This window comes from Fodinicurvata sp. EGI_FJ10296 (genome assembly GCF_040712075.1).
Classification (GTDB): Bacteria; Pseudomonadota; Alphaproteobacteria; order DSM-16000; family Inquilinaceae; genus JBFCVL01.
The window spans coordinates 82,456-107,593 of the sequence record NZ_JBFCVL010000004.1 but is presented as its reverse complement, the minus strand read 5'-3'; the positions used below and the strand labels follow the sequence as shown (position 1 = coordinate 107,593).

Here is a 25,138-nt window from a genome sequence, read left to right as displayed (position 1 = left end):
AGGTGGCGCCATACGTTTTTGCGCCCAAAATATTCGGAAGTACGATTTGTCCCGGATTGCGCTTTGATTATCGTTCTGACGTGACAAAATCGTGACGTGAAAACGCTCGCTTGAACTGTGCGGCGAGAAGCGCATATTTTCGTAAAGTTCTATTTATATCGAGGGCTGTGTCGTGTTGGCTGGATTTTCGCCGACTGGGTGGAGAATAGCTGTTGCGGCGCTGGGCGGTGGTGTCGTGGCGGCGGGCGTTGTCGCCGTGCCGTTGGCGGCGGGCCAGCCGATCGGACCTGTCGCCATCGCTGCGGCGTTCATGGGTGTGGTCCTCGTCGCCGTGATGGCCGGAGTGCTGGGCCGCCGTTACGAACGGCGAGTCACGTCGGCAATTTCGCGAATCCGCATGCCTCCGGTGCTTACACCCGCCCACGTCTCAACCGGTGCCCGGGCCGCGGGTCGGACCCTGGGCCGCCGCCGTGGAAACGGTGAGCCGGGTTTGGGTGATGTGCTCGTTGGGAGTGAGGATGTCGACGATATTGCCGAGGTGGTGGCCCGGCTGTCCAGCACCTTGAACGGCGAGCGTGAAAGCCTGCTGCTGGCAACCAGCGGTGCCGACGACGGATTGTTCGACATCAATCTCGATTCCGGCCGGGCCGTATTATCGGCGCGGGCACACGACATGCTTTCCTATTGTGTGGGCGTGGACGAGGGGCTCGGTCTTAAAGCAATCCTTCGCTGCATGTCTGCCGGCGACCGGCCGATTTTTCTTCGAAATCTGCGCCGATTCCTCGCGCCGGGCGGCGGCGTTTTCGAGCAGGAAGTCGAACTGGCAAGCTATGCGCAAGTCGCCGCGGCTGACGTCGCCGCGCCGGGATGGTTGCGTTTCAGGGCGGCGGCCTTCAGGAGCGCCCACGGCCGGGCGCGGCGGGTTGCCGGTGCAATACAGGATATCTCCAGCCAGAAGCGCGCGGAGGCGGATCGGCTGAGGGCGGTGTTCACCGACCCGGTAACGGGAATGGCCAACCGAGTGCGGTTTCTGGAGCAACTGGACGAACTCGCCCGATATTCGGCAGGCACCCGCAGGTCTCGGGGCGAAGGCGGCGGCCTGTGGCTGGCGACGATCGACATCGACCGCTTTCGACGGGTCAACGACGCCCTTGGGCAGGAAGCTGGCGACGCCATGCTCCGGGATATCGGAGTCAGACTGGAAGCCGAGGCGTCGGCGCTGGGGGCAATCGCCGCCAGACTCGGCAGCGACCTGTTCGGCTTTGCCCTTGCGCGGCCGGCTATTGAAAGTTCCAGCGACGAGGATGTCGCTGCGCATGAATTCGGTGTCCGGCTGTCGGCACTATTCGACGTCCCGTTTGAGGTCGATGGCGTGCGCATCCATCCATCGGTATGTGTTGGCGTCGTCAGCGCACGCCGGGGGCATCGTGCCGACGATTTGCTGGGCGAGGCGTCTCAGGCCCTGGCGGTCGCGAAATCGAGCGGCCGCGGCCAGGTGGTCGTCGGGACGCGCGATCGAACCGCGCCGTTCATGGCCGACGGAGAGTTGTTGGTTCTCGAAGCCGATCTGCGCCGCGCCATAGCGGCCGGCGATCTGGAGGTCGTTTATCAGCCGATCGTTGGATCGGACGGCAGGGGCCAGAACGGCATTCAGGGAACCGGGTCGGCTCCGCTGAAAGGTGTCGAAGCCCTGGTTCGGTGGGATCATCCCCGCCACGGCAGGTTGTCGCCGGAGGTCTTCGTTGCGCTTGCTGAAGAGACGAATCTCGTCGTCGATATGGGCCGGCTTGTTCTTGATCGGGCGTTGTCGGACCTTTGCCGCTGGCAGGGCAATCCGGATTTCCCCGATATGTTTGTTGCCGTGAATCTTTCCCGCCGGCAACTGAGCGATCCGGGATTGGTCGGTGATGTCCGTTCGGCCGTCCGTCGGCACGGCGTCCGGCCCGAAAACGTCAAGCTGGAGATTACGGAATCGCTCGTCATGGATGGTGGCACGACGATGCCGGACACTGTGCGGGCATTGCGCGAGGTTGGCGTATCGCTGGCCATCGACGACTTCGGCACCGGGCACTCGTCGTTGTCGTTGTTGACGAGCCTGCCATTCGACACGCTGAAGATCGATCGCGCCTTTCTGATTGACATCCGCGAGGGCAAACCGCGTGCCGAAGCCCTGCTGCGCGGCATCGTTTCGCTGGCTCACCGGGTCGGCATGGATGTCGTGGTCGAGGGGGTGGAATCCGCGGAAGAAGCCAAACTGATGCAGACCCTGGAAATTGCCTATTGCCAGGGATACTATTACTGCCGCCCGGTCGAAGCGGGTCAGATCGACACGTTCTTCCGGCAGCCCGTCACAGAGCCCCTCACAGAGATTGCAAGCCGCTGACCGGCCGCCCCGATCAGGCCCCGTTTGACACCGGCGCTGCGATACGCTTCAACCATGGCTGTGAACCGGCACTTGCCGGTTGGTCGTTGGATGGGCATCTGCGGGTCATGATCAATGTCTGAGACACTTCGGGCCGCTGTCGTTGGGGTGGGTCATTTCGGTCGGTATCACGCCGCGAAATACGCGGCGATGGACGGCGTCGATCTCGTCGCCGTCGTCGATAACGATGCTGGCCGTGCCCGGACCGTCGCCGAAGAACACGCCACCCGTGCTGAAACGGATATCGCGGCGATTATCGACGGTGTCGATCTGGTCAGCGTTGCGGTGCCGACGTCGCTCCACCGCGAGGTGGCGACAGCGTTTCTCGAACGGGGCGTCCATGTTCTGGTCGAAAAGCCGATTGCCGATACGCTGGAGAACGCCGATGCCATGCTCGCTGCGGCCGAACGATCGGGTGCCCTTCTTCAGGTCGGGCACATAGAACGCTTTTCCGGGGCTTTCGGTGCCATCAGCAGCCGGCTTGTCCGGCCGCTCTATATCGAATCCTATCGCATTGCGCCGTTCAACCCGCGCATCAGCGACGTGAATGTCATTCTCGATCTGATGATCCATGATATCGATCTCGTGCTGGCGCTGGTTCAGTCACCGCTCGAATCCGTCGACGCCGTAGGGGCACCGGTGATCACCAGGCAGGAAGACATCGCCAACACCCGGCTGAAATTCGCCAATGGTTGCGTCGCCAATATCACGGCCAGCCGGGTCAGTGCGAAAACCGAACGTACGATGCGGATTTTCCAGCCGGAAAGCTATACCCTGGTCGACTTCCAGGACCAGAAGCTGGTCCATATGACCAAGGGCGGGAAGGGGCCGTTTCCCGGCTTCCCCGGCATTCAGCGATCGGACGAAACCTTCGAGCGCGGCGACACGCTGGAGCGGGAGATCAGATCCTTCGTCGACGCGATACGGTCGGGCGGCCCGGCTGTCGTCGACGGTATGGCCGGCCGAAACGCACTTGAAGCCGCCTTGCGCATCGGCGAAAGTCTCCACGCGCATCTCCGGCTGGTATCGATGGACGACATATAATGGTGACGACAGACACGACGATCACTCCGATCGCGCCGATCGATCTGGCTTCGCAGTATCTGCGGCTCAAGAACGACATAGACGGCCGGATCGCGGCCGTGCTGTCGCATGGCCGGTTCATCCTGGGCCCCGAAGTCGAAAGCTTCGAACGTGAGATCGCGGAATTCTGCGGTGCCCGCCACGCTGTCGGCGTGTCCAGCGGTCGTGATGCTCTGGTCATCGCCCTTTGGGCTCATGGTATCGGTGCCGGCGACGCCGTGTTCGTGCCGTCCTTTACATTCGCGGCGACGGCGGGTGCGGTTGTTTCCGCCGGCGCATCCCCCGTTTTCGTCGATGTCGACCCGGACGGATTTCTGATGGCGCCGGACGATCTGGTGCGGGCGATCGAGCGTACGGCCGAAGCTGGACGGCTTCGCCCGAAAGCGGTCATGCCGGTCGACCTGTTTGGTATCCCGGCGGACTACCCGGCGATCGGGCCGATTGCCGAGGCTCATGGACTGGCGGTCATCGCCGACGCTGCCCAGAGCGTCGGCGGTTCGCTCGGCGGCAGGGCGGTCGGTGCGTTGGCGCCCATCACGGCAACGTCCTTCTTTCCCACCAAACCGCTCGGCGCGTACGGCGATGGCGGTTGTCTCCTGACCGACGACGACAGCATGGCATCACTGTTCCGGTCGATCAGGGTTCATGGCCAGGAAGGCGACGAACGCCAGCAGCGCAAGGGAATGACGGGCCGTCTGGACACGATGCAGGCAGCGATCCTGCAGGCAAAGCTTGCCGTCTTTCCCGATGAACTGGACGCTCGCGAACGTGTGGCCCGCGCATACGATGCCGGATTCGGGGATATCGTTACCGCGCCTCACAGGCCCGACGGGACGCGATCGGCGTGGGCGCAATATACGATCAAGAGCGACCGGCGCGACGCGATCGCAGCCGCACTGGCGGCGGCCGGCGTCACCGCACGGGTGTACTACCGCTATGGCGCTCACCTGCACGAGGGGTTTCGCGAGTACAGTGATGGGCCCGGCTCGCTGCCGGTGACCGAAGGGCTTGCTCATCGGGTACTCAGCCTGCCCATGCATCCCTATCTGACCGACGCCGAGATCGATCGGGTGATCGCGATCGTGCGCCAGGCAGCGGGATGACGATGATGCGCCGCGCGCCCCACAATGCGCGACCAGAAGATTGCATCAGCTTCGCCGCTCGTCTACCGTCGCGGGTGTAAAGTTGGAATGGGAGTGGCACAGGTGGGAATGTTCATCAGTTGCGGTGAAGCCCTGATCGACTTCGTTCCGGCGCGGTCTGTCGATGGCGATCCGGCTTACCGGCCCTGCGTCGGCGGGTCGCCGTTCAACGTCGCCATGACCGCCGGCCGCCTCGGGGCATCCGTCGGCTATCTGGGGCGGCTTTCGACTGATATGTTCGGCGACACCATCATGGCCGAACTGGCCAGAAGCCGTGTTGCCGATCGCTTCGTGGAACGGTCCGTGGATCCGTCGACGTTGAGTTTCGTGTCACTGCCGACCGACGGAGAGCCGCGCTATGCGTTCTTCGGCGCCGGCGCGGCCGACCGGCTGTTGTCGATGGTGCATGCCCGCACCGTTTTGGCCGACCCGGACGTGACCTGTCTTCATTTCGGCTCGTTCTCGCTTGCCGTAGCGCCCGTTGGCGATGTTCTGGGCCGGTTGATGGCCGAGGCCACGTCGAACCGCATCGTCTCGCTGGATCCCAATATACGGCCGGGCCTGATCGAGGATCGGGACCGCTACACCCGATCGCTTGCCGACTGGGTGGGGCAGGCCGATATCGTAAAGGTCAGTCAGGCCGATATCGAATGGCTTCGTCCCGATGCCGACCCGCTCTCGGTGGCCCGGGATTGGTCGCAGCAGGGTCCGACGGCCGTCGTCGTTACGCGCGGTGCCGAGGGTGCCGTGGTGTACCGCAATGGGGAGTCTGTGTTCGATCGGCGGCCCGGCAAGCCGGTCCAGGTGATCGATACCGTGGGGGCCGGGGACAGCTTCCAGGGGGCAATGCTTGTGGCCCTGCAGCGTGACGGGTTGCTCAAGGACAAAGCCGTGTTCCGGGCGATGGACGATGCGGGCCTGGCGCGCGCAGTTGACTTCGCGATTTCGGTCGCCGGAATCACGTGTGGCCGACAGGGGGCCGATCCGCCGTGGTCGGAGGACCTGCCGAATAATTAAGGAGCGGCCCGTGCATGTCTTGGTGGATTCGTCTGGGCGGGCCCGTTTGCTTCAATGGTCGCGTTTGAGGGCGACGACAGTTGCCGATGGCGTGTCGGCGCCAGGATGGTGGTCATCGAGGCCGTAGGGTTTACCTTCATAGCCGGGAACGACGGCGTTCAGAACGTCGTACAGGCCAAGAGTGTCGCGGCTGGCGGCGAGCACTGACAGCCGGTCCATGGCGCGCTGCAGATCGCTGAGCGCCAGGGGACGGGGAATGGCTTTGAGGATGCCGTCGGCGGTTGTGGCCTCCGGACTTTCGCGGCTGTCGAACAGCTCCTCGAACAGCTTTTCTCCAGGTCGCAAGCCGGTATAGATGATCTTGACGTCCTTATCCGGCTTCAGCCCGGCAAGCAGGATCATGTGCCGCGCCAGGTCGCTGACCTTGATCGGCTCCCCCATATCCAGAACGAAAATTTCGCCGCGTTTGTCGCCTTCCTGCAGCCCGTGAGCCGCAGCCTGCAGAACCAGTGAGACGGCCTCGGAGATGGTCATGAAATAGCGCCGGATGTCGGGGTGCGTTACCGTCAGCGGCCCGCCGCGCTGCAACTGGCGCTGGAAGAGCGGCACGACCGATCCGCTGGACCCGAGGACATTGCCGAATCTGACGGTCATGAATCGGGTGCGCTCGGAATGATCGGCGCCGCGCCCCGGACCGTTTCGGTCGTCACCGTCCAGGTCCAGGGCCTGGCAGAAATACTCGGCAAGCCGCTTCGTTGCCCCCATGACATTGGTCGGATTCACCGCCTTGTCGGTGGAAATCTGCACCATCGCGCGGGCGCCGACCGCCAGAGCCGCCTCGGCGACGTTGCGCGTGCCGATGCAATTGGTCTCGATGCCTTCGATCGGGTTGGTCTCAACGATCGGGACGTGCTTCAGAGCGGCGGCATGGAATATGACATCGGGGCGGTGGGTGCGGAGCGTTGCAAAAACCGCACTGCGGTTGCGGACATCGACGAGAATTGCCTGACGCGGAAGGTCGGGAAACTCTTCGCCGATGGCCTGGTCGATGCTGTAAAGGTTGAATTCGCTGACATCGGTCAGAATCAGCCGGTCGGGATCGAACGAGGCGATCTGCCGGCAGAGTTCGCTGCCAATGCTGCCGCCGCCGCCGGTAACCATAATGACGCGGCCGGTCAGCAGATGATGGACTGCCTGACGGTCGATTGCGGCCTGAGGGCGGCCGAGAAGGTCTTCCAGCGCGACAGGCTGGAGATCCAGCCCGGAAAGATCGACCGCGCTTCTGAATTCCGTCAGACGCGGCAGCCGTGAGAGCGGCAAGCTGAGGGATTCGCAAGTCTCCAGAAGCCTCTTTGCCGTATCGTGGGGCAGGGCGTTTGCCGGATCGGTCAGGAGAACCCGTTGCGGCCGTTGCCGTTTACGCGTCAACCGGTCGACGACCGATCTGATTTCCTCTATATGGCCCAGAACCGGAATGTCGTGCATTGCTCCGCCGACGCGGCCGCGCTTTCTGCTGACGATTCCGACAACCTGATACTGACTGGCGGAGGGATTGGAGGTGGCGCGGAGAAACCCGTCGGCCTCGTCGCCGGTCCCGATCAATAGAATGGGAATGCGGGGTGTGCCGACCGGTGCCTGGCGTTCGGCCGATATCTCGTGGAACTGTCGATAGGCGAAACGCGAACCCCCCATCAGGACGACCATGATCATCCATTGAATGATCGGAACCGAGCGCGGTGTGGTCGCGAGCCTGTCGACGACGAACATGAATGCGACGAACAGCAGCACGGTTACGGTTGCCGCTTTGATGATCGCCATAAGATCGACAGTCGAGGCAAAGCGCCAGATGCCCCGATAGACGCGGAAAACCAGAAAGGTGCCGGCGGCAATCACGGCGAGCCCGGGTACGCCATAGGGAATCATCGTTTCGGCGTAGCGGTCGGGCAGACCGTCCAGACGCAGTACCAGGGCGGCGATCAGCGCACCGACCGTAACGAGCAGGTCGTGGCAAAGCGCCAGAAAAATATGTCTATAGCGCACGGGCGAAACACGCGTTGTGAGGGCCGTTACGAATCGCGAACGGTGCGGCTCGGCAGATTGCACGACCGTCGGTCGGCAGTATGGAGCAGATGCGCCCCATGATCCACCGCGAATACCGATGGTTCTCCGGCACTTCGGTTGATGCTGTCCAGACATCCGGAGGTCGGAATCAGAAAGCCCCGCTGAATGCGGGGCTTTCGTGGGCAGCGGTATTTCCGATTCTCGCATCGGGCAGAACGAGAGCCGGTATCTGGTCGTGCACCCCGGCCACAATGGCCGGATTCAACGCAGCAGTATGCCGCTCAGACCGTCAGAGTGTCGAAACTTCGACGCGGCGGTTCTGAGCGCGGCCTTCCGGCGTGTCGTTCGAAGCGACCGGCTGAGTTTCGCCGTATCCTTCGATGACCATGCGGTCACGCGGAATGCCGGCGTTCTCGAGGTAGGTCGCGACCGCCTCTGCGCGGCGCATCGACAGGCCTTCGTTGTACTCGAGGGTGCCGATGCTGTCCGTGTGGCCAGCGACGTTGATCGTGGCATCCGGGTAATTCTGCAACTCGGCCGCGATGGCGTCGAGTTCCGGATAGAATGCCGGCCGAATTTCGCTGCGGTCGAATTCGAATGCAACGTCACCGGCGATGGTGGCCATCATCGGTTCCGGCTCGGGTGCTTCCGCAACCGGGCAAGGGAACGATCCGTCATGGAGAACCGGCGTGTTGTTGCTGGCGGCACGAACCGGAGTCCGATTCGATTCCACGAGCACCGGGTTGCACCATTCCGCAGTCTGTTCCTGCGCCTGCGCGGCACTGTACTGGGTGGGAACTACCGACGCAGCCACCAAAAACGCGGTGGCCGGAAGGCACAAATAAGTGAGGTATCGCACTTCTTTTACTCCTGTTCTCTGTCAGCGTCCTGTGCGTTCGACCAGGGTACCGCTCGCAATTAGTGGCAGAAGCAACAGCGTATCTCAGGAATACATATACCCGGACACACTCCGACCACGTTGTCGATACCCTCCAAGACCATACTTACTCAAATTGGCCGTGAGGGGATAGGCCAAACTTGCTGCCCCCGGCCGCCGCAAGTGCCTTGGCGCCGGCAGCTTAATCAAATGCGAGCATGATTCGCAAACCTTTGTACCACGAAAGTTGTGCCGGAGGAGCATGATCCGGCCACCCGTTGCCATTGTGCAACTTCTGCCGCTGCCGACCGGCCGCGTGCCCGTCACGCCCCGCCGAGTCCGCTTGATTGATTCGTATTGTCTCGATAGTATTTAACCGTGACGTCGATCGACGTCTGATTGATCTCATCGGAGCGATACAATGTCGTGGCTTCCCGCCATTGCCGACAGACCAGGCCCGAAGTATCTGCGCATCGCGGACGCGCTGGCCGAGGACATCTATTCCGGGCGGCTTGCAGCCGGCGATCGATTGCCGACGCACCGCGAACTCGCCTGGCGTCTCTCGGTCACTGTTGGAACCGTAAGCCGAGCCTATTCCGAGGCCGAGCGGCGTGGCCTGATCGTCGGCGAAGTGGGTCGGGGAAGCTTCGTGCGTCCCGGCGCGCGTTCGTCTCAGACGCTGGACATGCCGGGCATTGCGGCGCCAAGGCTGATCGAGCTGGGGGTCAATCGACCGCCGGCCCATTTGGGAAAGGCCGAGATGTCCGCAGCCCTCGTGCGGCTCGCAGGGGATCCGCGTCTGAGTGATCTGATGAACTACCAGGCCCATACGGGCGCCTGGGACCACCGCGAGGCCGGAGCCGCCTGGGTCGCCCGGCGCGGCGTCTCCCATCCCGCATCCAATGTCCTTTTGACCAGCGGCGCCGAACATGCGATCGCTTCGGCTCTCATGGGTCTCACCGATCCCGGCGACACCATTCTGGTCGAGGGGTTGACCTGGTCCGGCGTGCGCGCTCTGGCCAGCTTGCACCGGCTGTCGCTCAAGCCGGTCGCCATGGACGCAGAAGGGCTGATCCCGGAGGCCTTCGAGGCTGCTTGCCGGGTAAGCGGGGCCAGACTGCTGTATTGTATGCCGACAATTCACAACCCTACGACGGCATATATGCCGGCAGAACGTCGTGAAGCGATCGCCGGGATTGCCCGTAAATATGGTGTAACCATCATCGAGGACGACGTTTACGGGTTTCTTCCCGACGATCCGACACCGGCGCTCAGTGCCTATGCCCCCGAACGTTGCATTTATATCACAGCGGCAAGCAAATGTGTCGCACCGGGGATGCGGGTCGGCTTCGCGGCCCTGCCGAGCGACCGGATCGGCCGCTTCAGCGCCGCCAGCAGAGCACTGAACTGGATGGCGCCTCCGGCCATGGCTGAGATCGTCAGTGGATGGATCAGAGACGGCACTGCCGACGAACTGGCAAGCCGGATCCGGGCCGATGTGAAGCGGCGCCAGGCGATCGCCACACGTCTGCTGGACGGTCTGAGCTATCAGACGCACCCTGCGGCATTCCATGTCTGGCTTGAATTGCCGGAACCCTGGCGCGGCGGCGATGTCGTGCGCATGGCACGCAATCGCGGCCTGTCGATGACCGCGACAGAGATGTTCGTGCCGGGCCGCGGTGAGCCACCGCATGCGCTGAGGGTGACCGTCAGTGCGACCCGTGACGATGCGGAACTGGAAGCCGGGCTGTCGGTGCTGCGCGATATCATTGAAAGCCGCCCGGAGCCGTGCCTGGCGGTTGCTTAACGCCGCTTGCCCGAAACGTATCATCATCCACCTGTCATCAAGCCGATCGGAATAGCCATGAAAGACGGCAAGCCCACGATTCTGTCGATTCAGTCATCCGTCGCCTATGGCCATGTCGGCAATAGCGCGGCGGTGTTCCCGTTGCAGCGGCTGGGAGTCGAGGTCTGGCCGGTTCTGACGGTGCATTTCTCCAATCATACCGGATACGAGACGGTACGCGGACCCGTGTTGCCGGCGGCGGATATCGCCGACGTTGTCCGCGGCATAACGGAACGCGGCGTGCTCGGCCGCTGCGATGCGGTGCTGAGCGGATATATGGGGTCTCCGGCGCTGGGGGGCACGATACTGGAGACGGTAGAAACGGTCAGGAAATCTGCGTCGGGCGCGCTTTATTGCTGCGATCCGGTGATGGGGGATACCGACCGCAACTTTTTCGTCAAGCCGGATCTTGCCGATTTTATCCGCGATCGGGCGGTGCCGTCCGCGTCGATCATCACCCCGAACCAGTTCGAACTGGAGTTCCTGACCGGCACGCCAATCGCCGATCTTCACGACGCACTGAAGGCTGCGCGCCGGATGATCGAGCGGGGGCCGCGCGTCGTCCTGCTGACGAGTTTCCTGAGAGCAACCGGCAGCAAGGACGATGTGATCGAGCTTATGGCGGTCACGGCCGAGGGGGCCTGGATCAGCGCCACGCCGCGCCTGCCGATCGCGGTCAATGGCTGCGGGGACATGACCGCCGCCCTGTTCCTGGCGCATTTCCTGATACACGGCGATCCGGCGGAAGCACTGTGGCGCACGGTGTCCAGCGTGTTTGCGGTGCTGGAGCTGACCTGCCATACCGGCTCACGTGAGATCGAGTTGATCGCGGCTCAGGACGCGATCGCCCATCCACCGGAGCGGTTTTTTGCGGAAAAGGTGGCATAGCGTCTGATGCCGGATATCGATACTGCCGGACGCCGGGACGGGCGAGGAGGGGAAAAGGACCAGGCCGGAATGGCGGATTCGACCGCCTATGTTCTGCTCGTACTGTCAGCCGCGTTCATGGGATCGAACATCGTCTTCGGTCGGGCGGCGGCCGATGTCGTGCCGCCGATAGCCCTGGCCTTCTGGCGGTGGGTCGTGGCGGCGATGCTGCTGTTGCCTTTCTGTGCAGCCGGCCTGCTGCGCCACCGGGCCGAACTGCTGCACCATTGGCGACGGCTTTTCGCCCTCGGGGCGCTGGGGATGGCGATCTGCGGCACGTTCGTCTATATCGGCCTGCGCGAGACGACGGCCATGAATGGCGGTCTGATTTATGCCGCGTCGCCGGTGATGATCCTGATACTGGGCGCTGCCTTCAAGGGCGAGCGGATCACGCTTCGACAGATTGCCGGCATCGTTCTCGCGCTTTTGGGCGTGGTGACGATCCTGACGCGCGGGAATCTGCAGGCGGTCCTTGCGCTGTCATTCAATCGCGGTGATCTCTGGATCCTGGGCGCGACCGCGTCTTGGGCGGTCTATTCCGTCATGCTGCGCTATGCGTCGTTGCGAATGCCCGTTATGCCGCTGTTCGCCGCGATCGCGGTGGCGGGCGTGATCGTCCTGGTGCCGTTCTGGCTGATCGAAACCCTCGCCGTCGAAGCCATGCCGCTCAGTTGGAGCGCAGTCTTCAGCATTGTCGGCGTGGCGGTATTCGCCTCTGTGCTGGCCTTTTCGACCTATCAGCAGGGTATCCGGATTGTCGGGTCTAATCGCGGCGGGCCGTTTATGTATCTGATGCCGGTATTTGCAGCCCTGATGGCTGTGGTCTTCCTTGGCGAAAGCCTGGAGGTCTATCACGTCCTTGGCTTTGCGATGGTTGTCCCCGGCGTCGCCGCTGCGACGCTTAGGTATTAGGTCCGCCGCTGCGACGCTTAGGTATTAGGTCCGCCGCTGCGACGCTGGAGCGAGCGACCGCCGCCGGCGCTGGTCCGGCGGCAATCGACAGGAAGGCTCAGCCGATCTGGGCCAGGGCCTGATCCAGGTCGGCAATGATATCTTCGACGTTTTCAATGCCGATCGACAGCCGGACAACCTCTGGTCCGGCGCCGGCTTTCTCGCGGCCTTCGTCGCTCAACTGCCGGTGCGTCGTCGACGCCGGATGGATGATCAGAGACCGGGTGTCGCCGATATTCGCCACATGGCTCAGCATCTCGACCGTTTCGACCATTTTGACGCCCGCTTCGAAGCCGCCGTGAACGCCGAAGGTAAAGACGGCGCCCGGCCCGCGCGGCGTGTATTTACGAGCCAGTTCCCGATACGGCGAGTCATCCAGCCCGGCGTAGTTTACCCAGGCGACCTTGGGGTGCGACGCCAAGTGCCGGGCAACGGCCATGGCGTTGTCGACATGGCGCTCCATGCGCAGTGGCAGGGTTTCGATGCCCAACAGCGTCAGGAAAGCGTTCATCGGCTGTTGATTGACGCCCAGGTCGCGCAGACCGACGGCGTGGCCGTGCATCGTAAAGGCCATTTCGCCGAAGGTTTCGTGGAATTTGAGACCGTGGTAGCCGGGGTCCTCGGCGGTCAGCCCCTCGAACTTGTCGCTTTGCGACCAGTTGAACCGACCGGAATCGATGACGGCACCGCCGACGCTGGTGCCGTTGCCCGACAGGAATTTGGTCGTCGAATGAACGACGAGATCGGCGCCGTGCTCCAGGGGGCGGCACAGGAACGGTGTCGCCATGGTGTTGTCGACGATCAGGGGCACGCCGGCCGTGTGGGCGATTTCGGCCAACGCTTCGATGTCCATGACCACGCCGCCCGGATTTGCCAGACTCTCAATGAACAGGCACCGGGTTTTGTCAGTCATCGCCCGGCGGACCGAGTCCAGATCGTCGGCGTCGACGAAGGTGGTCTTCCAGCCAAAGGCGCGCGGGAAGCTGTTCGAGAGCTGGTTGACGGTGCCGCCATAGAGCTTGTTGGCCGCGACGATCTCTGCTCCGGGTTCCATGAAGGGGAAGAACGCCAGAAGTTGCGCGGCATGTCCCGAGGCCGTTGCTACGGCGCCGACGCCCGATTCCAGCGCAGCGAGCCGTCCTTCCAGGGCGGACACCGTCGGGTTGGTCAAGCGGGAATAGATGAAACCGAGACGTTGCAGATTGAACAGCGAGGCGGCGTGATCGGTATCGTCGAACACATACGACGTCGTCTGATAGATCGGCGTCTGCCGCGCACCCGTGGCGCTGTCCGGCTCGGTCCCGGCATGAACGGCGAGGGTGGAGAAGCCTGGTTTCGTTTGGTCCGTCATTTTTGTATTTTCCTCCGCTTTGAAGATATCAGGCCTGAATTCAGTCCTTGCCATCCGAGTTCGCCATGGGCGCGGGCGTATTCAACCTTGGGGCAGCGGTTCATGACCACGCGGACGCCGCGCGCCTCGGCACGGGCGGCGGCGGCATCGTTTCGCACGTTGAATTGCATCCAGATCACTTTCGGCAGCACGGGCAGGGCGAGCGCCTCATCAACGATGCCGCCCGCAGCGTCCGAGCTGCGAAATATGTCGACCATATCGACCGGATGCGGCAGGTCGGCCAGTGCGGCCAGGACCGGCTGACCAAGGATCAGTCCGCCCGCGGCGCCCGGATTGATCGGAACGACATCGAACCCTTTGTCCAAAAGGTATTTCATGACGAAGTAGCTTGGTCGGGTCGTGTTCGTGCTCGCGCCCACCATGGCGACGCTGGTGACCGACGCCATTGTTTCGGCCAGCCATTTCGGATCGTAGGAATCGTGATTTACTGACGATGGAACCGGGGTTTGTTCCGGGGTTGATGCCGGTGAGCTCATGTTCCGCTCCAATTCGGGCGCCGCTTGTTCAAGAAGGCGTCGATGCCTTCGGTGGCGTCGTCGGCCATCATGTTCCGCACCATGACGCCGCTTGTATAGTCATAGGCGTCGGCAAGGTCCATTTCCGCCTGGCGGTAAAAGGCCTCCTTGCCGACCTTCAGGGTCAGCGGGGACTTGCTGGCGATCGTCGCGGCCATCGTGCCTGCTTCCGTCATCAGGTCGGTGTCGTCGACCACGCGATTGATCAGGCCTAGCCCGACGGCCTTTTCGGCGTCGATCGCCTCGCCCGTCAACAGCATTTCCATCGCGGCTTTGCGCCCGACCGCACGGCTCAAGGCCACCATCGGCGTCGAGCAGAATAGCCCGATATTCACGCCCGGCGTTGCAAATCGGGCAGACCGTCCGGCGAGGGCGAGGTCGCAACTGGCGACGAGCTGGCATCCGGCTGCCGTGGCCATGGCGTGAACGGCGGCGATGACGGGTTTGGGCAGGCGCGTGATGCCCATCATCAGATCGGAGCATTGCCGGAACAACCTTTCGTAGAAAGCCCGGCCCGGATTCGCTCTGACTTCTTTCAGATCATGGCCGGCGCAGAACGCCGGTCCGGTGGCGGCGATGATCACGACCTTGACCGCCGGATCCCGTCCTGCGGCGTCCAGCGAGTCTGCCAATGCCGTCATCATGCCGACTGACAAGGCATTGCGTGCGTCCGGCCGGTTGAGAGTAAGCGTGGCGATGCCGTCGGCGTCGGCCCGCAATACGGGCTGCGCCGCTTCGTCTGACAACTGCTGCATCCTTCGTCTCCTCCCCTCGGTTCCGTCTTCGGTGCGAAATCGAACCGGCGCCGATCATTCTAGGCTTGCCCGTCCGGAGCAAGACATATCACATGTGACCGATGTGTCCGCCACGCAGTAGTGTCCGCCAGCAGCAGCTGCGGTTCCTGGCAATGAGGAAACAATGGGATGAACGGCCCTGACAGTCCCGATTCAGGCGACAATGAAGCTGCCGCAATCGATGGGCCGATGTTTGAATCGCTGATCCGCGAGCAGGTTCCTTTTATTGGCGCCTACGGGATTCGGGTCGAGAGTCTGGGCCGGGGCTGGATGACCCTGAAGCTGCCATTCGGCGAGGCATTTCTGCGCCCGGGAGGATCGATATCCGGTCCCGTCCTGTTTGCGCTGGCCGATGTCGCTTTATATGGCGCGGTCATGACTCGCATCGGTCGCGCCGATATGGCGGTGACATCGTCGATGACGATCAATTTCCTGCACCGCCCGCCAGCCGAAGCGGTCCTGGCGACCGGGCGCCTATTGAAGCTGGGCCGGCGGCTGGCCTATGGCGAGGTGGTTCTGTCGTCGTTTGAATCCAGTAGCGATGCCGAGCCGGTCGCTCATGCAACGGGGACCTATGCAATCCCCGGCAACTGATGCGGTCCATGGACCGCGGACGGCATCAAACTGCTGCGGTACCATGTTACCGTATCGGTAAGGCACTGCGATCAGTGGATTTTTTCGGTTGACAAGGGCATTCCGGGTCGATAAAAGCCGCATCCATGGACCGGGCACGTGGCCCGGTGTTTTTTTGAGTCGTGTCGGCGGTTTAGTCGGCACGGCCACGACAAAGGGCTCTGATGTTCTTTGAGCCGTATTATCGAGGGCAACGATGAAGACTTTTTCCGCCAAGGCTTCCGAAGTCGAACGGAAGTGGCTGGTCATTGACGCTGAGGATGTGATCCTCGGTCGTCTGGCAAGCGTGATCGCGACGCGCTTGCGTGGCAAGCACAAGCCGATCTTTACGCCGCATGTCGACTGCGGCGATCATGTTGTTGTGGTGAACGCCGAAAAGGTGAAGCTCACCGGCAACAAGTGGGACGACGACAAGTTCTACTGGCATACCGGTTATCCGGGTGGCATCAAGTCGCGTTCGAAGGGTCAGATCCTTTCGGGCCGGCATCCGGAGCGGGTGATTCAAAAGGCGGTCGAACGCATGATTCCGCGCGGTCCGCTCGGTCGTGATGTCCTGCGCAAACTGCGGGTTTATGCCGGACCGGAGCATCCCCACGAGGCGCAGACGCCGGAGATTTTGGACATCGCGTCCATGAACCCGAAGAACAAGAGGTAATCCATGGCCGAGGCAACAACTCTCGCCGATCTCCAGTCTCTCGGTGATGCCGCTGGCGTCACGGAGCAGCCGGAGCGGGTTCAGATCCGCGATGCGCAGGGCCGGTCCTATGCCACGGGGCGTCGTAAGGATGCCATCGCGCGCGTCTGGATCAAGCCGGGCACCGGCAAGATCGTCGTGAACGGCAAGGATCAGGCGCAGTATTTCGCTCGCCCCGTTCTTCGGATGATCATCAATCAACCGTTCGAAGTGTGTGAGCGGTTGGACCAGTTTGATATTTACGCCACCGTCACTGGTGGCGGACTGTCGGGACAAGCTGGTGCCGTCCGTCACGGTTTGAGCTGGGCATTGGTCCGGTATGAACCGGGTCTGCATCAGACCTTGAAGAGGGCCGGATACCTGACTCGTGACGACCGCCGGGTCGAGCGGAAGAAATACGGCAAGCGCAAAGCCCGCCGGAGCTTCCAGTTCTCCAAACGGTAAGTTGCGGGGCGCAGGCATCCTGCGACATCTTGCTACTGGAAAATGGGCGGGTCCGACAACGGGTCCGCCCATTTCTTTTTGTGCTATGTTTTTCGGCATGCACAGGGGGAAATTGCACATGTCCGATGAAAGAATGAATGCCCGTCTGATCGGCTTTCGGGATTGCCGGCCGCTGGTTCACGAAACCGTGTTCGTCGCCGATACCGCCCGCATCATCGGCGATGTCGAAATCGGCGCCGACACCGGCGTGTGGTTTGGGTGCGTCATCCGCGGCGACGTCAATCATATCCGGATCGGCGCGCGCACCAACATCCAGGACGGCACCACGATACATGTCACGGGCGGGGGACATCCGACGATTATCGGGGATGATATCACGATCGGCCACATGGCCCTGTTGCATGCCTGTACCCTGGAACACGGTTCCTTTGTCGGTATGAAGGCCTGCGTCATGGACGGCGCGGTGGTTGAGACGGGTGCGATGGTTGCCGCCGGAGCGCTCGTGACCAACGGCAAACGCATTCCGGCCGGTCAGCTTTGGGGTGGCAGCCCGGCCCGCTATATGCGGGACCTGACCGACAAGGAACGTGACTATATCCCGGTGTCGGCGCGAAAATATGCCGATCTGGCGGCGACCTATCGCATCTCGTCGTAATTCGGGTCGCAATTATGGGGTCGTAATACTGGGTCGTGAAGCTGATCCGGGGCCGGCCTGAAGCCGGCTGACCAATGCGCTTCGTCAGCCGGTCGTTCCGCCATTGCCGCCAGGGCCATCCCCCGAACCACCTGCCGAACCACCTGCCGAACCGTCTGCCGAACCGTCTCTGGGGCCGCCTCCGGGCGTCTCCTCCGGTCCGCCGATGACGGATTCCAGATCCCGTTTCAGGGCTCTCAGATCGTCGGGGACGGGCAGCCCTTCGGCTTCCATAGTATGGATGGTTTCCGTCACCCGGTGATGAAGGGCATAGGGATCGTCGAATTGCCCTTCCGCTTCGTCCATCAGCATCTGGATGGCCAGTTCGATGTCGCTGCGTTCCATGGCGGCGGTCTCCTCTGGTGCGGGGATCCCGGTTTGATCCGGCATGGGATCTCCCGGTTGCTCCTGGTTGCCCCCTAGTTGGAAGTCACTTTAACATACGAACCCGGCGCGTCCTCGATCGCTGGCAATTTCCCGTCGCCGGGCTGACGGGCCGCGACCTCGCCGCCGGTATATTTCGCGATCCAGCTTTGCCACTCCGGCCACCACGAGCCATCGTGTTGCGTGGCATTTTTCAGCCAGGCGTCAGGATCCTTGTTCTTGCGGCTGTTCGTCCAATAGCAGTATTTGCCGGCTGCAGGCGGGTTGACGACGCCGGCGATATGCCCCGAAGCCGAGAGGCAGAACTTGACCGGTCCACCATAAATGTTGGTTGCAGCATAAGTCGATTTCCACGGCGCGATATGATCTTCCTTCGTCGACAGAATGAATGTCGGTTGATCGACGGTCGAAAGGTCTATCGGCGTATCCAGCAGGGTCAGCCCACCGGGTTCGACCAGCTTGTTCTCCTGATACATCTTGCGCAGGTAGTATATATGCATCGCCGCCGGCATGCGGGTGGAGTCACTGTTCCAGTAGAGCAGATCGAAGGGGAAGGGTTCCTTGCCAAGAAGGTAGTTGTTGACGACAAACGACCAGATCAGATCATTGGAACGGAGCATGTTGAACGTCGTCGCCATGCTGCTCCCCTCGAGATAGCCCTTCTGGGACATTTCGGTCTCAAGTGCGGCCAGTTGCTCTTCATCGACGAAGACCGACAACTCGCCAGCGTCGGTGAAATCGATCATGGTCGTGAAATAGGTGGCGGACGCAATCCGATCGTCCTCCCGGGCTTTCATGACCGCCAGGGTGCAGGCGAGCAATGTGCCGCCGAGGCAATAGCCGATCGCGTTGACGTCGGATTCCCCGGTCGCCTGCTCGATGGCGTCGAGGGCGGCCAGAGGCCCATGGGTCATGTAGTCTTCGAAATTTGCCTCGGAAAGCGTCTCGTCAGGGTTGACCCATGACAGCACGAAGACGGTGTGCCCCTGATCGACAGCCCATTTGATGAAGCTGTTCTTTTCGCGAAGGTCCAGAATGTAGAACTTGTTGATCCAGGGCGGAATGATCATGAGCGGCCGGCGCGCGACTTTTTCCGTGGTCGGCGTGTACTGGATAAGCTGCATCAGCTTGTTCTGGTAGACGACCTTCCCGGGTGTGACCGCGATGTTCCGGCCGATTTCGAACGCGTCGTAATCGGTCATCCTGATCGCCAGTTTGCCATTCCCGCGATCGAGGTCCTCCAGCAGGTTGTTCAGGCCGTTGACCAGATTCTCGCCACCGCTTTCCATCGTGGTGCGCAGAACCTCGGGATTGGTCATCACGAAGTTGGACGGCGCCAGCGCGTCGGCGAACTGGCGGGTATAAAAGTCGACCTTGCGCGCGGTCTTCGGGTCCAGCCCTTCGACATCGTTGACTGTCGACTGCATCCACCGCGCCGTCAGCAGGTAGGACTGTTTGATGTAGTCGAAGACCAGATCCTCGTTCCAGGCGTCGTCCTTGAATCGGCGGTCGCCTTTCTCCGGTTCGGCCACCGGCTCGAACGTGCGCCCCATCATGCGTTCCGTCGTCTGCTGCCACAGCGAGACATAGTTCTGCCAAAGCTGCATCTGCGCCTGCGCCAACTGAGCCGGGTCCGACATCATGCGCGCCGTCATCTGGAAGAATGCGTTGCCGACATTGAGCGGATCGAACGATGGCGGCGTCAGCCCGGCGTCCATCTGACGCTTGAGGAAATCCGCGACCAGTTTCTGGCTTCGTTCGGCGATATCGTTCATGGACTTTCCCATTCTGACTGGGTCGGGTAGGCCGATGGTCGAAGCGCGCGGCGTCGACGTATTGCGGCTTGCGGATCCATTCTGTCCGTTACCTGCGTCTTTGCCTTTGCCGTCACGTGTCATACAAGGCTCCGATACCGTTATCGTTCAGGCGGATCCAGGCCCGGGCGGCTCACGGCACGGGCCGACGCCGCCATGGCCTGCATTCGCCTGCGGCACTCGTTGATGAGGCGGCACCGCGTTGGCACCGGTACTCTTGAAGCCGACCACGTTTTAATACACCATCCGCGGGACGCCCGCATTGCCGAATCGGGGGAATGGCCGGACAATCGACACAGTTTCCGCCCATCCCTGGGCTACCGAACCTATCCTGCGGGCAACACAATACCCGAAGGTATCGAGTGGTCTTGACCGCGCCGAACGGCTATAAGGCGATGCCAGCGTCATGATGATTGGAATAACGGACCGATGCAGAGAACATTCCGTATGAAACCGGCGAATTCATCCGTGGCGGCGGCGCGATCAAGTCGGCGCGCCGCTCTCCGGACGCCTTTGTTGACGGCTCTGGCGCTCACGCTGACGGCGTGCGGCGGGGCGGCACAGATCATGGACGGCACGCCGCATGCGGGTTCGATCTCGCCGACGGTGGCCACCCCTGCAGGCGCTTCGACAGATTACGGTGCTTCGGCAACCGCAGAAACCCGGTCATCGGATGCACCACTTGCGGATATAGCGGACGGACGCGGCGCAGCCGCGAGTGACGCAGCCCAGACTACTGAGGGGCGGGCTGGGTCTGAATCCCGGCCGGGCGCGGAAATGCCGGACGATCCGCAGGTGGCCTCTGCGCCGGGGGCCGATCCCCTGAGCGGCACTCAGGCTTCGACCCTGCAGGAGCGGGGCTTCTTTGGTATCGCCGAACCCATCGGCCGCGCCGAACAACCCTCTGCGGCACCCGCGCAACCGCGGCAGCCAACGCCCGAAGAAGTCCAGGCGCGCCAGCGGAGAGATGCTCTGGCCTCCATCGTCGGACAGTTCGACAGCCCGAGCGGAGCGGCACGGGGGGCGCCACAATCTGGTGCGGATTCCGGCGATCCGCGAATTGCCGACGTTCCGGACAGGCCAGATGATGCGCCGACCCAGGCTGAACTGGCGGCGATGAGGGAGCAGCTCGAATCATCCCGTGATCAGGGCCGGACCGCGTCGGAAGACCGTACGGAACGGATGGAATCCGAGGAGTTCGCGCCCTTCGATGAGGATGAGTCCGAATCCGACGGGAATGACAGTACCGAAGATGAAGCCGAAAGCGCCGGCACGGACCCGGCGGCGATGATTGGCGGCATGGAAGCTGCCGAATCGGAGACGACCGGGACCGGGACGCAAGAGGATGAGGCGCAGGAGGAAGCGCCAGCGGCCGCGCCGCTGGCCTCCACCGTCACCATCCCATTCGAGACTGGCAGCACGGCATTGACGGCCGACGCGCGCCGGATGGTGACCGACCTTGCTGGCGACCCGACCCTGGAAGGCGCTTCGATCCGCGTGATCGGTTATGCAACCGATGCCGATGGCGGCGAATCGACTGCCCGCGACAGGGCGACAGTTGTTGCGGATGCGTTGCGCGCGGCGTTGTCCTCGCAAGATGTCTCCGGCATTTCGGTTGAGGTCGATGCCGATACCGGGCAGGGGGCAAGCGCGGATATTCGCATTAACGAATAGCAACCCGCGCGGATCAGATACCCGCGGGCCATGATCGCCCGGGTGACCCCGTTAGCGGTGTAGCGGTCGACTGTCCGGCCGCGCAGCAATCGAGTGGCGGGGTTCCCTCCGCCTACGCAGCCGCCCCAGGGAGCCGGATCGTGATCGATCAGGAGTTTCACCGAATAAAGCGCCTTCCCCCGTACGTCTTCGCCGAGGTCAACGCCATGAAGGCGGCGGCGCGGTCGGCCGGCCGCGACATCATCGATCTCGGCATGGGCAATCCCGACCAGCCGACGCCGACGCACATTGTCGACAAGCTGGCCGAAGCCGTTCGCGATGGAAAAGCGCATCGCTATTCCAATTCCCGTGGCATTCCGGGCCTGAGGCGAGCGCAGGCAGCCTATTACCAACGGCGATTCGGCGTTTCGCTGGACCCGGAGAGCGAGATCATCGTCACACTCGGCTCGAAAGAGGGACTGGCCAATCTGGCGCAGGCCATCACGACACCCGGTGATATCGTTCTGGCGCCCAATCCCAGCTATCCGATCCATATGTTCGGCTTCATCATTGCCGGGGCGGCGATCAGAAGTCTGGTCATGGCGCCGGGTCAGCCGCTGCTGGACAGCCTGGAGCGGGCGGTGCGCCACAGTGTCCCGAAACCGACCGCGCTGGTGCTCAATTACCCGTCAAATCCGACCGCTGAAACCGTGGACCTGGATTTTTACCGGCCACTGGTGAGCTTCTGCCGAGAGAACGGCATCTACATTCTTTCCGATCTGGCCTATGCCGAGATCTATTTCGGCGACAGCGTACCGCCGTCGATCCTGCAGATTCCCGAAGCGCGGGATATCGCTGTCGAGTTTACCTCGATGTCGAAGACCTATTCGATGCCGGGGTGGCGCATCGGCTTTGCCGCCGGCAATCCGCGCCTGATCGCGGCGCTGGCGCGGGTTAAATCCTACCTCGATTATGGCGCCTTCACCCCGATTCAGGTCGCGGCGGCCGCGGCACTGAACGGCCCCCAGGATTGCGTGGAAGCGGCGCGAAACCTCTATCGCGAGCGGCGGGATGTTCTGGTCGAAGGCCTGCATGGCGCCGGCTGGGCCGTGCCGCGACCTGAGGCCAGCATGTTCGTCTGGGCCCCTATTCCCGAGCCGTACGCGGCCATGGGCAGTCTGGCGTTTTCCAAGCTCCTGCTGGAAAACGCCGATGTCGCCGTCGCACCCGGAGTTGGGTTCGGCGAATATGGCGACGGCCATGTCCGAATCGCGCTCGTGGAGAACAAGAACCGCATCCGCCAGGCTGTGCGCAGCATCAAGAAGTTCCTGAGCGTGCCGCCGCATCCATTCGTGGCCCAAGACGTCAAATAAGAGAGGCAACAATCCGACCATGACGGAAATCCCCAAAAGCAGCAGTCCTTTGAAAATTGAACCACTGAATATCGGCATTGCCGGCCTCGGCACCGTCGGAGCGGCGACGGTCATGGTACTGCACGAGCATGCGGATCTACTGTCTTCCCGATGCGGCCGTCCCATCCGGGTCGCCGCCGTCAGCGCGCGCAATCGCGATCGGGACCGGGGCGTCAAATTGAGCGAAATCCGCTGGTACGATGACCCGGTTGACCTGGCCCGAGATCCGGCGGTGGATGTGGTGGTCGAACTTATTGGCGGATCCGACGGTCCCGCCCGCGAGGTCGTCGAGGCGGCGATCAGCGCAGGCAAGCATGTCGTCACAGCCAACAAGGCCATGATGGCACTGCACGGTTCGGCGCTTGCCCGCAGAGCCGACGCCGCCGGTGTCACCCTGGCTTATGAAGCGGCGGTTGCCGGCGGCATACCGGCAATCAAGGGGATTCGTGAAGGTCTCGCCGCGAACGTGTTTTCCAGCGTTGTCGGCATTCTGAACGGCACTTCCAACTTCATCCTGTCGGAGATGCGCGAGACAGGCCGCGATTTCGGCGACGTTCTGGCCGAAGCGCAGCAGCTTGGCTATGCCGAAGCCGACCCGACCTTCGACGTCGAGGGGATAGATGCCGCCCATAAACTGGCGCTGCTGGCCGCGATTGCCTTCAACGTGGATGTCGACTTCGATTCACTGCATATCGAGGGAATCAGGCAGGTTTCCGCACTGGATATTGCCTATGCCGATGAACTGGGCTTCCGGATCAAGTTGCTGGCGATCGCCCGCCGCGGCGACGGCGGACTGGAACTCCGGGTCGCGCCCTGCATGGTGCCGCAGGAACGCCCGATCGCGAAGGTCGAAGGTGTGTTCAATGCGGTTCAGGCCACGGGTGATCATGTCGGCCAGGTAATGATGGTAGGGCAAGGCGCCGGTGGCGGTCCGACGGCGTCGGCCGTCGTCGCGGATATTGTCGATATCGCACGGGGACTTCGGGTGCCGGCGTTCGGGTTCCCGGCCGATGCGCTGGAGCCGGCAACGGTGCTGCCGATAAGCGCGCGTCGGGGTGAATACTATGTACGGTTGATGGTGGTCGACAGGCCGGGCGTGATTGCCGACATAACGGCCATCATGCGGGATCAATCGGTGTCGGTCGAAAGTTTCCTTCAGCGGGGACGATCGCCCGGCGACGCGGTGCCATTGATCATCGTGACCCACGACACGACCGAAGCGGCGATGAGCCGGGTTCTTGCGGCCGTTGGTGATTTGGATCATGTCGTCGAATCCCCGAAGATGATACGCATCGAACGTATGGTGGTATGATGCCGCGAATGGGATAAACACGCTGGCATCGAATCGAATATCCGGGGGGAAGGCTGGTATGGCCGACACGAGAATGATGGATCGCAACCTCGCGCTTGAGGTCGTTCGCGTCACCGAGGCGGCGGCGTTGTCCGCATCGCTTCTGATGGGACGGGGTGATGAGAAGAAGGCCGATCAGGCGGCCGTCGATGCGATGCGCCAGGCGCTCAACAGTCTGACCGTTGAAGGCGAAGTCGTTATCGGCGAAGGCGAGCGCGACGAGGCGCCGATGCTGTTCATCGGCGAAAAGGTCGGCGCCGGCGGTGGTCCGGCGATCGACATCGCTCTCGACCCGCTTGAGGGGACGACGATCACTGCCAAGGGTGGACCCAATGCGCTGGCCGTGGTGGCGATGGCGAACAAGGGCGGGTTCCTGAAGGCGCCGGATGTTTATATGGAAAAGATCGCCATTGGTCCGGGTCTCCCCGAGGATCTTGTCGATCTGGATTCCGAGCCGGCCCAGAACCTGAAATCGCTGGCGCTGGCGAAGCAGTGCGAAATTTCCGATCTGGTCGTTTGTATTCTGGATCGTCCCCGCCATGAGGAACTGATTGCCAAGGTCCGGGAAGCCGGCGCGCGAATCATGCTGATTTCCGATGGCGATGTGTCGGCGATCATCGCGACCACCGACCCTCTGACCGGGGTGGACATTTATATGGGGTCCGGTGGGGCGCCGGAAGGTGTTCTGGCCGCCGCTGCGCTGCGCTGCGTCGGCGGGCAGATGCAGGGACGGCTGATCTTCCGCAACGACGATGAGCGTGAGCGCGCGCATCGTCATGGCGTGAAGGATTTGAACCGGCTGTATAACCTTCGCGACATGGCCTCAGGCGATGTCATGTTCGCCGCTACCGGCGTCACCGATGGCGCCATGCTCAAGGGCGTTCGCCGCTTCAAAAGCGGTGCGATGACGCATTCGATCGTGATGCGGTCGAAATCCGGCACTGTTCGCTATATCGAGGCGCGCCATAACTTTACGCGCAAGACCGGGTTTCTTCCCCAGGATACGTGATCGC

22 protein-coding genes are annotated in these 25,138 nt (G+C 62.5%); 15 read left to right on the top strand and 7 right to left on the bottom strand.

The annotated features are described in order from the left end of the window. Positions 1–172 precede the first annotated feature (172 nt). From ABZ728_RS09320 to ABZ728_RS09305, 4 genes are all read left to right on the top strand, one after another. Positions 173–2,383 carry a bifunctional diguanylate cyclase/phosphodiesterase gene (locus ABZ728_RS09320; RefSeq protein ID WP_366655824.1) on the top strand — a complete coding sequence of 737 codons (2,211 nt, stop codon included), beginning with the start codon at positions 173–175 and terminating at the stop codon, positions 2,381–2,383. Positions 2,384–2,497: 114 nt separating this feature from the next. Continuing rightward, a complete protein-coding gene (locus ABZ728_RS09315; RefSeq protein ID WP_366655823.1) occupies positions 2,498–3,466 on the top strand; it encodes a Gfo/Idh/MocA family oxidoreductase in 969 nt (322 codons plus the stop codon). Next, complete coding sequence (locus ABZ728_RS09310) at positions 3,466–4,608, top strand: DegT/DnrJ/EryC1/StrS family aminotransferase (RefSeq protein WP_366655822.1); 1,143 nt, start codon at positions 3,466–3,468, stop codon at positions 4,606–4,608. The genes ABZ728_RS09315 and ABZ728_RS09310 overlap by 1 nt, the downstream gene beginning before the upstream one ends. Positions 4,609–4,716: 108 nt before the next feature. Next, positions 4,717–5,664: a carbohydrate kinase gene (locus ABZ728_RS09305; protein WP_366656234.1), complete on the top strand. Its 948-nt coding sequence runs from the start codon at positions 4,717–4,719 to the stop codon at positions 5,662–5,664. A gap of 51 nt (positions 5,665–5,715) precedes the next feature. Here the strand turns inward: ABZ728_RS09305 and ABZ728_RS09300 are convergent, their stop codons facing one another. Further along, a complete protein-coding gene (locus ABZ728_RS09300; protein WP_366655821.1) occupies positions 5,716–7,704 on the bottom strand; it encodes a nucleoside-diphosphate sugar epimerase/dehydratase in 1,989 nt (662 codons plus the stop codon). Positions 7,705–8,014: 310 nt separating this feature from the next. Then, entirely contained in the window at positions 8,015–8,539 is a 525-nt protein-coding gene (locus tag ABZ728_RS09295; protein WP_366655820.1) for an OmpA family protein, read from the bottom strand. A gap of 484 nt (positions 8,540–9,023) precedes the next feature. Here ABZ728_RS09295 and ABZ728_RS09290 point away from each other — a divergent pair, with 484 nt between their 5' ends. The 3 genes from ABZ728_RS09290 (at position 9,024) to ABZ728_RS09280 (ending at position 12,287) form a co-directional block, all read left to right on the top strand. Further along, positions 9,024–10,409 carry a PLP-dependent aminotransferase family protein gene (locus ABZ728_RS09290; RefSeq protein ID WP_366655819.1) on the top strand — a complete coding sequence of 462 codons (1,386 nt, stop codon included), beginning with the start codon at positions 9,024–9,026 and terminating at the stop codon, positions 10,407–10,409. A 57-nt stretch (positions 10,410–10,466) separates the two neighbouring features. Then, positions 10,467–11,336, top strand: coding sequence for a pyridoxal kinase PdxY (pdxY, locus tag ABZ728_RS09285; RefSeq protein ID WP_366655818.1), 870 nt, complete (start codon positions 10,467–10,469; stop codon positions 11,334–11,336). A gap of 69 nt (positions 11,337–11,405) precedes the next feature. Further along, a complete protein-coding gene (locus tag ABZ728_RS09280) occupies positions 11,406–12,287 on the top strand; it encodes a DMT family transporter (protein WP_366655817.1) in 882 nt (293 codons plus the stop codon). A gap of 97 nt (positions 12,288–12,384) precedes the next feature. On the opposite strand, the gene ABZ728_RS09275 is transcribed toward ABZ728_RS09280, so the two are convergent. Genes ABZ728_RS09275 through ABZ728_RS09265 form a run of 3 tightly spaced genes read right to left on the bottom strand, consistent with a single transcriptional unit; the run spans position 12,385 to position 15,007 of the window. After that, a complete protein-coding gene (locus ABZ728_RS09275) occupies positions 12,385–13,677 on the bottom strand; it encodes an O-acetylhomoserine aminocarboxypropyltransferase (protein WP_366655816.1) in 1,293 nt (430 codons plus the stop codon). Further along, positions 13,674–14,213 carry a CoA-binding protein gene (locus ABZ728_RS09270; protein ID WP_366655815.1) on the bottom strand — a complete coding sequence of 180 codons (540 nt, stop codon included), beginning with the start codon at positions 14,211–14,213 and terminating at the stop codon, positions 13,674–13,676. Before ABZ728_RS09270 ends, ABZ728_RS09275 begins: the two co-directional genes overlap by 4 nt. After that, the gene (locus tag ABZ728_RS09265) at positions 14,210–15,007 is read right to left on the bottom strand and encodes an enoyl-CoA hydratase (RefSeq protein WP_366655814.1); all 798 of its coding nucleotides are present in this window, start codon (positions 15,005–15,007) and stop codon (positions 14,210–14,212) included. Before ABZ728_RS09265 ends, ABZ728_RS09270 begins: the two co-directional genes overlap by 4 nt. 168 nt (positions 15,008–15,175) lie before the next feature. Between ABZ728_RS09265 and ABZ728_RS09260 the strand changes: the two genes are divergently transcribed. The 4 genes from ABZ728_RS09260 (at position 15,176) to ABZ728_RS09245 (ending at position 17,472) form a co-directional block, all read left to right on the top strand. Further along, entirely contained in the window at positions 15,176–15,640 is a 465-nt protein-coding gene (locus ABZ728_RS09260; RefSeq protein ID WP_366655813.1) for a PaaI family thioesterase, read from the top strand. A 235-nt stretch (positions 15,641–15,875) separates the two neighbouring features. Next, positions 15,876–16,334: a 50S ribosomal protein L13 gene (rplM, locus tag ABZ728_RS09255; protein ID WP_366655812.1), complete on the top strand. Its 459-nt coding sequence runs from the start codon at positions 15,876–15,878 to the stop codon at positions 16,332–16,334. Positions 16,335–16,337: 3 nt separating this feature from the next. After that, positions 16,338–16,817 (top strand): 30S ribosomal protein S9, encoded by a 480-nt coding sequence (rpsI, locus tag ABZ728_RS09250; protein ID WP_366655811.1) that lies wholly within the window; start codon positions 16,338–16,340, stop codon positions 16,815–16,817. 133 nt (positions 16,818–16,950) lie between these two features. Beyond that, positions 16,951–17,472, top strand: coding sequence for a gamma carbonic anhydrase family protein (locus tag ABZ728_RS09245; protein ID WP_366656233.1), 522 nt, complete (start codon positions 16,951–16,953; stop codon positions 17,470–17,472). Positions 17,473–17,556: 84 nt separating this feature from the next. Here the strand turns inward: ABZ728_RS09245 and ABZ728_RS09240 are convergent, their stop codons facing one another. Beyond that, positions 17,557–17,901, bottom strand: a complete 345-nt coding sequence (locus ABZ728_RS09240) for a hypothetical protein (protein ID WP_366655810.1) — start codon at positions 17,899–17,901, stop codon at positions 17,557–17,559. Between the two features lie 29 nt (positions 17,902–17,930). Further along, on the bottom strand, positions 17,931–19,682 hold the full coding sequence (gene phaC / locus ABZ728_RS09235; RefSeq protein ID WP_366655809.1) for a class I poly(R)-hydroxyalkanoic acid synthase: 1,752 nt from the start codon (positions 19,680–19,682) through the stop codon (positions 17,931–17,933). A gap of 456 nt (positions 19,683–20,138) precedes the next feature. On the opposite strand from phaC, the gene ABZ728_RS09230 reads away from it, so the two are divergent. From ABZ728_RS09230 to glpX, 4 genes are all read left to right on the top strand, one after another. After that, positions 20,139–21,383 (top strand): hypothetical protein, encoded by a 1,245-nt coding sequence (locus ABZ728_RS09230; RefSeq protein WP_366655808.1) that lies wholly within the window; start codon positions 20,139–20,141, stop codon positions 21,381–21,383. A gap of 143 nt (positions 21,384–21,526) precedes the next feature. After that, positions 21,527–22,735, top strand: coding sequence for an LL-diaminopimelate aminotransferase (locus ABZ728_RS09225; RefSeq protein ID WP_366656232.1), 1,209 nt, complete (start codon positions 21,527–21,529; stop codon positions 22,733–22,735). A 55-nt stretch (positions 22,736–22,790) separates the two neighbouring features. Further along, positions 22,791–24,086 carry a homoserine dehydrogenase gene (locus tag ABZ728_RS09220; RefSeq protein WP_366656231.1) on the top strand — a complete coding sequence of 432 codons (1,296 nt, stop codon included), beginning with the start codon at positions 22,791–22,793 and terminating at the stop codon, positions 24,084–24,086. A 76-nt stretch (positions 24,087–24,162) separates the two neighbouring features. Next, positions 24,163–25,134, top strand: coding sequence for a class II fructose-bisphosphatase (glpX, locus tag ABZ728_RS09215; protein WP_366656230.1), 972 nt, complete (start codon positions 24,163–24,165; stop codon positions 25,132–25,134). Positions 25,135–25,138 lie beyond the last annotated feature (4 nt).

Coding starts and splice junctions, on each gene's coding strand:
- ABZ728_RS09315 (WP_366655823.1), top strand. CDS start 2,498: ATGTCTGAGACACTTCGGGCCGCTGTCGTTGGGGTGGGTCATTTCGGT.
- ABZ728_RS09310 (WP_366655822.1), top strand. CDS start 3,466: ATGGTGACGACAGACACGACGATCACTCCGATCGCGCCGATCGATCTG.
- ABZ728_RS09305 (WP_366656234.1), top strand. CDS start 4,717: ATGTTCATCAGTTGCGGTGAAGCCCTGATCGACTTCGTTCCGGCGCGG.
- ABZ728_RS09290 (WP_366655819.1), top strand. CDS start 9,024: ATGTCGTGGCTTCCCGCCATTGCCGACAGACCAGGCCCGAAGTATCTG.
- pdxY (WP_366655818.1), top strand. CDS start 10,467: ATGAAAGACGGCAAGCCCACGATTCTGTCGATTCAGTCATCCGTCGCC.
- ABZ728_RS09280 (WP_366655817.1), top strand. CDS start 11,406: ATGGCGGATTCGACCGCCTATGTTCTGCTCGTACTGTCAGCCGCGTTC.
- ABZ728_RS09275 (WP_366655816.1), bottom strand. CDS start 13,677: ATGACGGACCAAACGAAACCAGGCTTCTCCACCCTCGCCGTTCATGCC.
- ABZ728_RS09270 (WP_366655815.1), bottom strand. CDS start 14,213: ATGAGCTCACCGGCATCAACCCCGGAACAAACCCCGGTTCCATCGTCA.
- ABZ728_RS09265 (WP_366655814.1), bottom strand. CDS start 15,007: ATGCAGCAGTTGTCAGACGAAGCGGCGCAGCCCGTATTGCGGGCCGAC.
- ABZ728_RS09260 (WP_366655813.1), top strand. CDS start 15,176: ATGAACGGCCCTGACAGTCCCGATTCAGGCGACAATGAAGCTGCCGCA.
- rplM (WP_366655812.1), top strand. CDS start 15,876: ATGAAGACTTTTTCCGCCAAGGCTTCCGAAGTCGAACGGAAGTGGCTG.
- rpsI (WP_366655811.1), top strand. CDS start 16,338: ATGGCCGAGGCAACAACTCTCGCCGATCTCCAGTCTCTCGGTGATGCC.
- ABZ728_RS09245 (WP_366656233.1), top strand. CDS start 16,951: ATGAATGCCCGTCTGATCGGCTTTCGGGATTGCCGGCCGCTGGTTCAC.
- ABZ728_RS09240 (WP_366655810.1), bottom strand. CDS start 17,901: ATGCCGGATCAAACCGGGATCCCCGCACCAGAGGAGACCGCCGCCATG.
- phaC (WP_366655809.1), bottom strand. CDS start 19,682: ATGGGAAAGTCCATGAACGATATCGCCGAACGAAGCCAGAAACTGGTC.
- ABZ728_RS09230 (WP_366655808.1), top strand. CDS start 20,139: ATGCAGAGAACATTCCGTATGAAACCGGCGAATTCATCCGTGGCGGCG.
- glpX (WP_366656230.1), top strand. CDS start 24,163: ATGGATCGCAACCTCGCGCTTGAGGTCGTTCGCGTCACCGAGGCGGCG.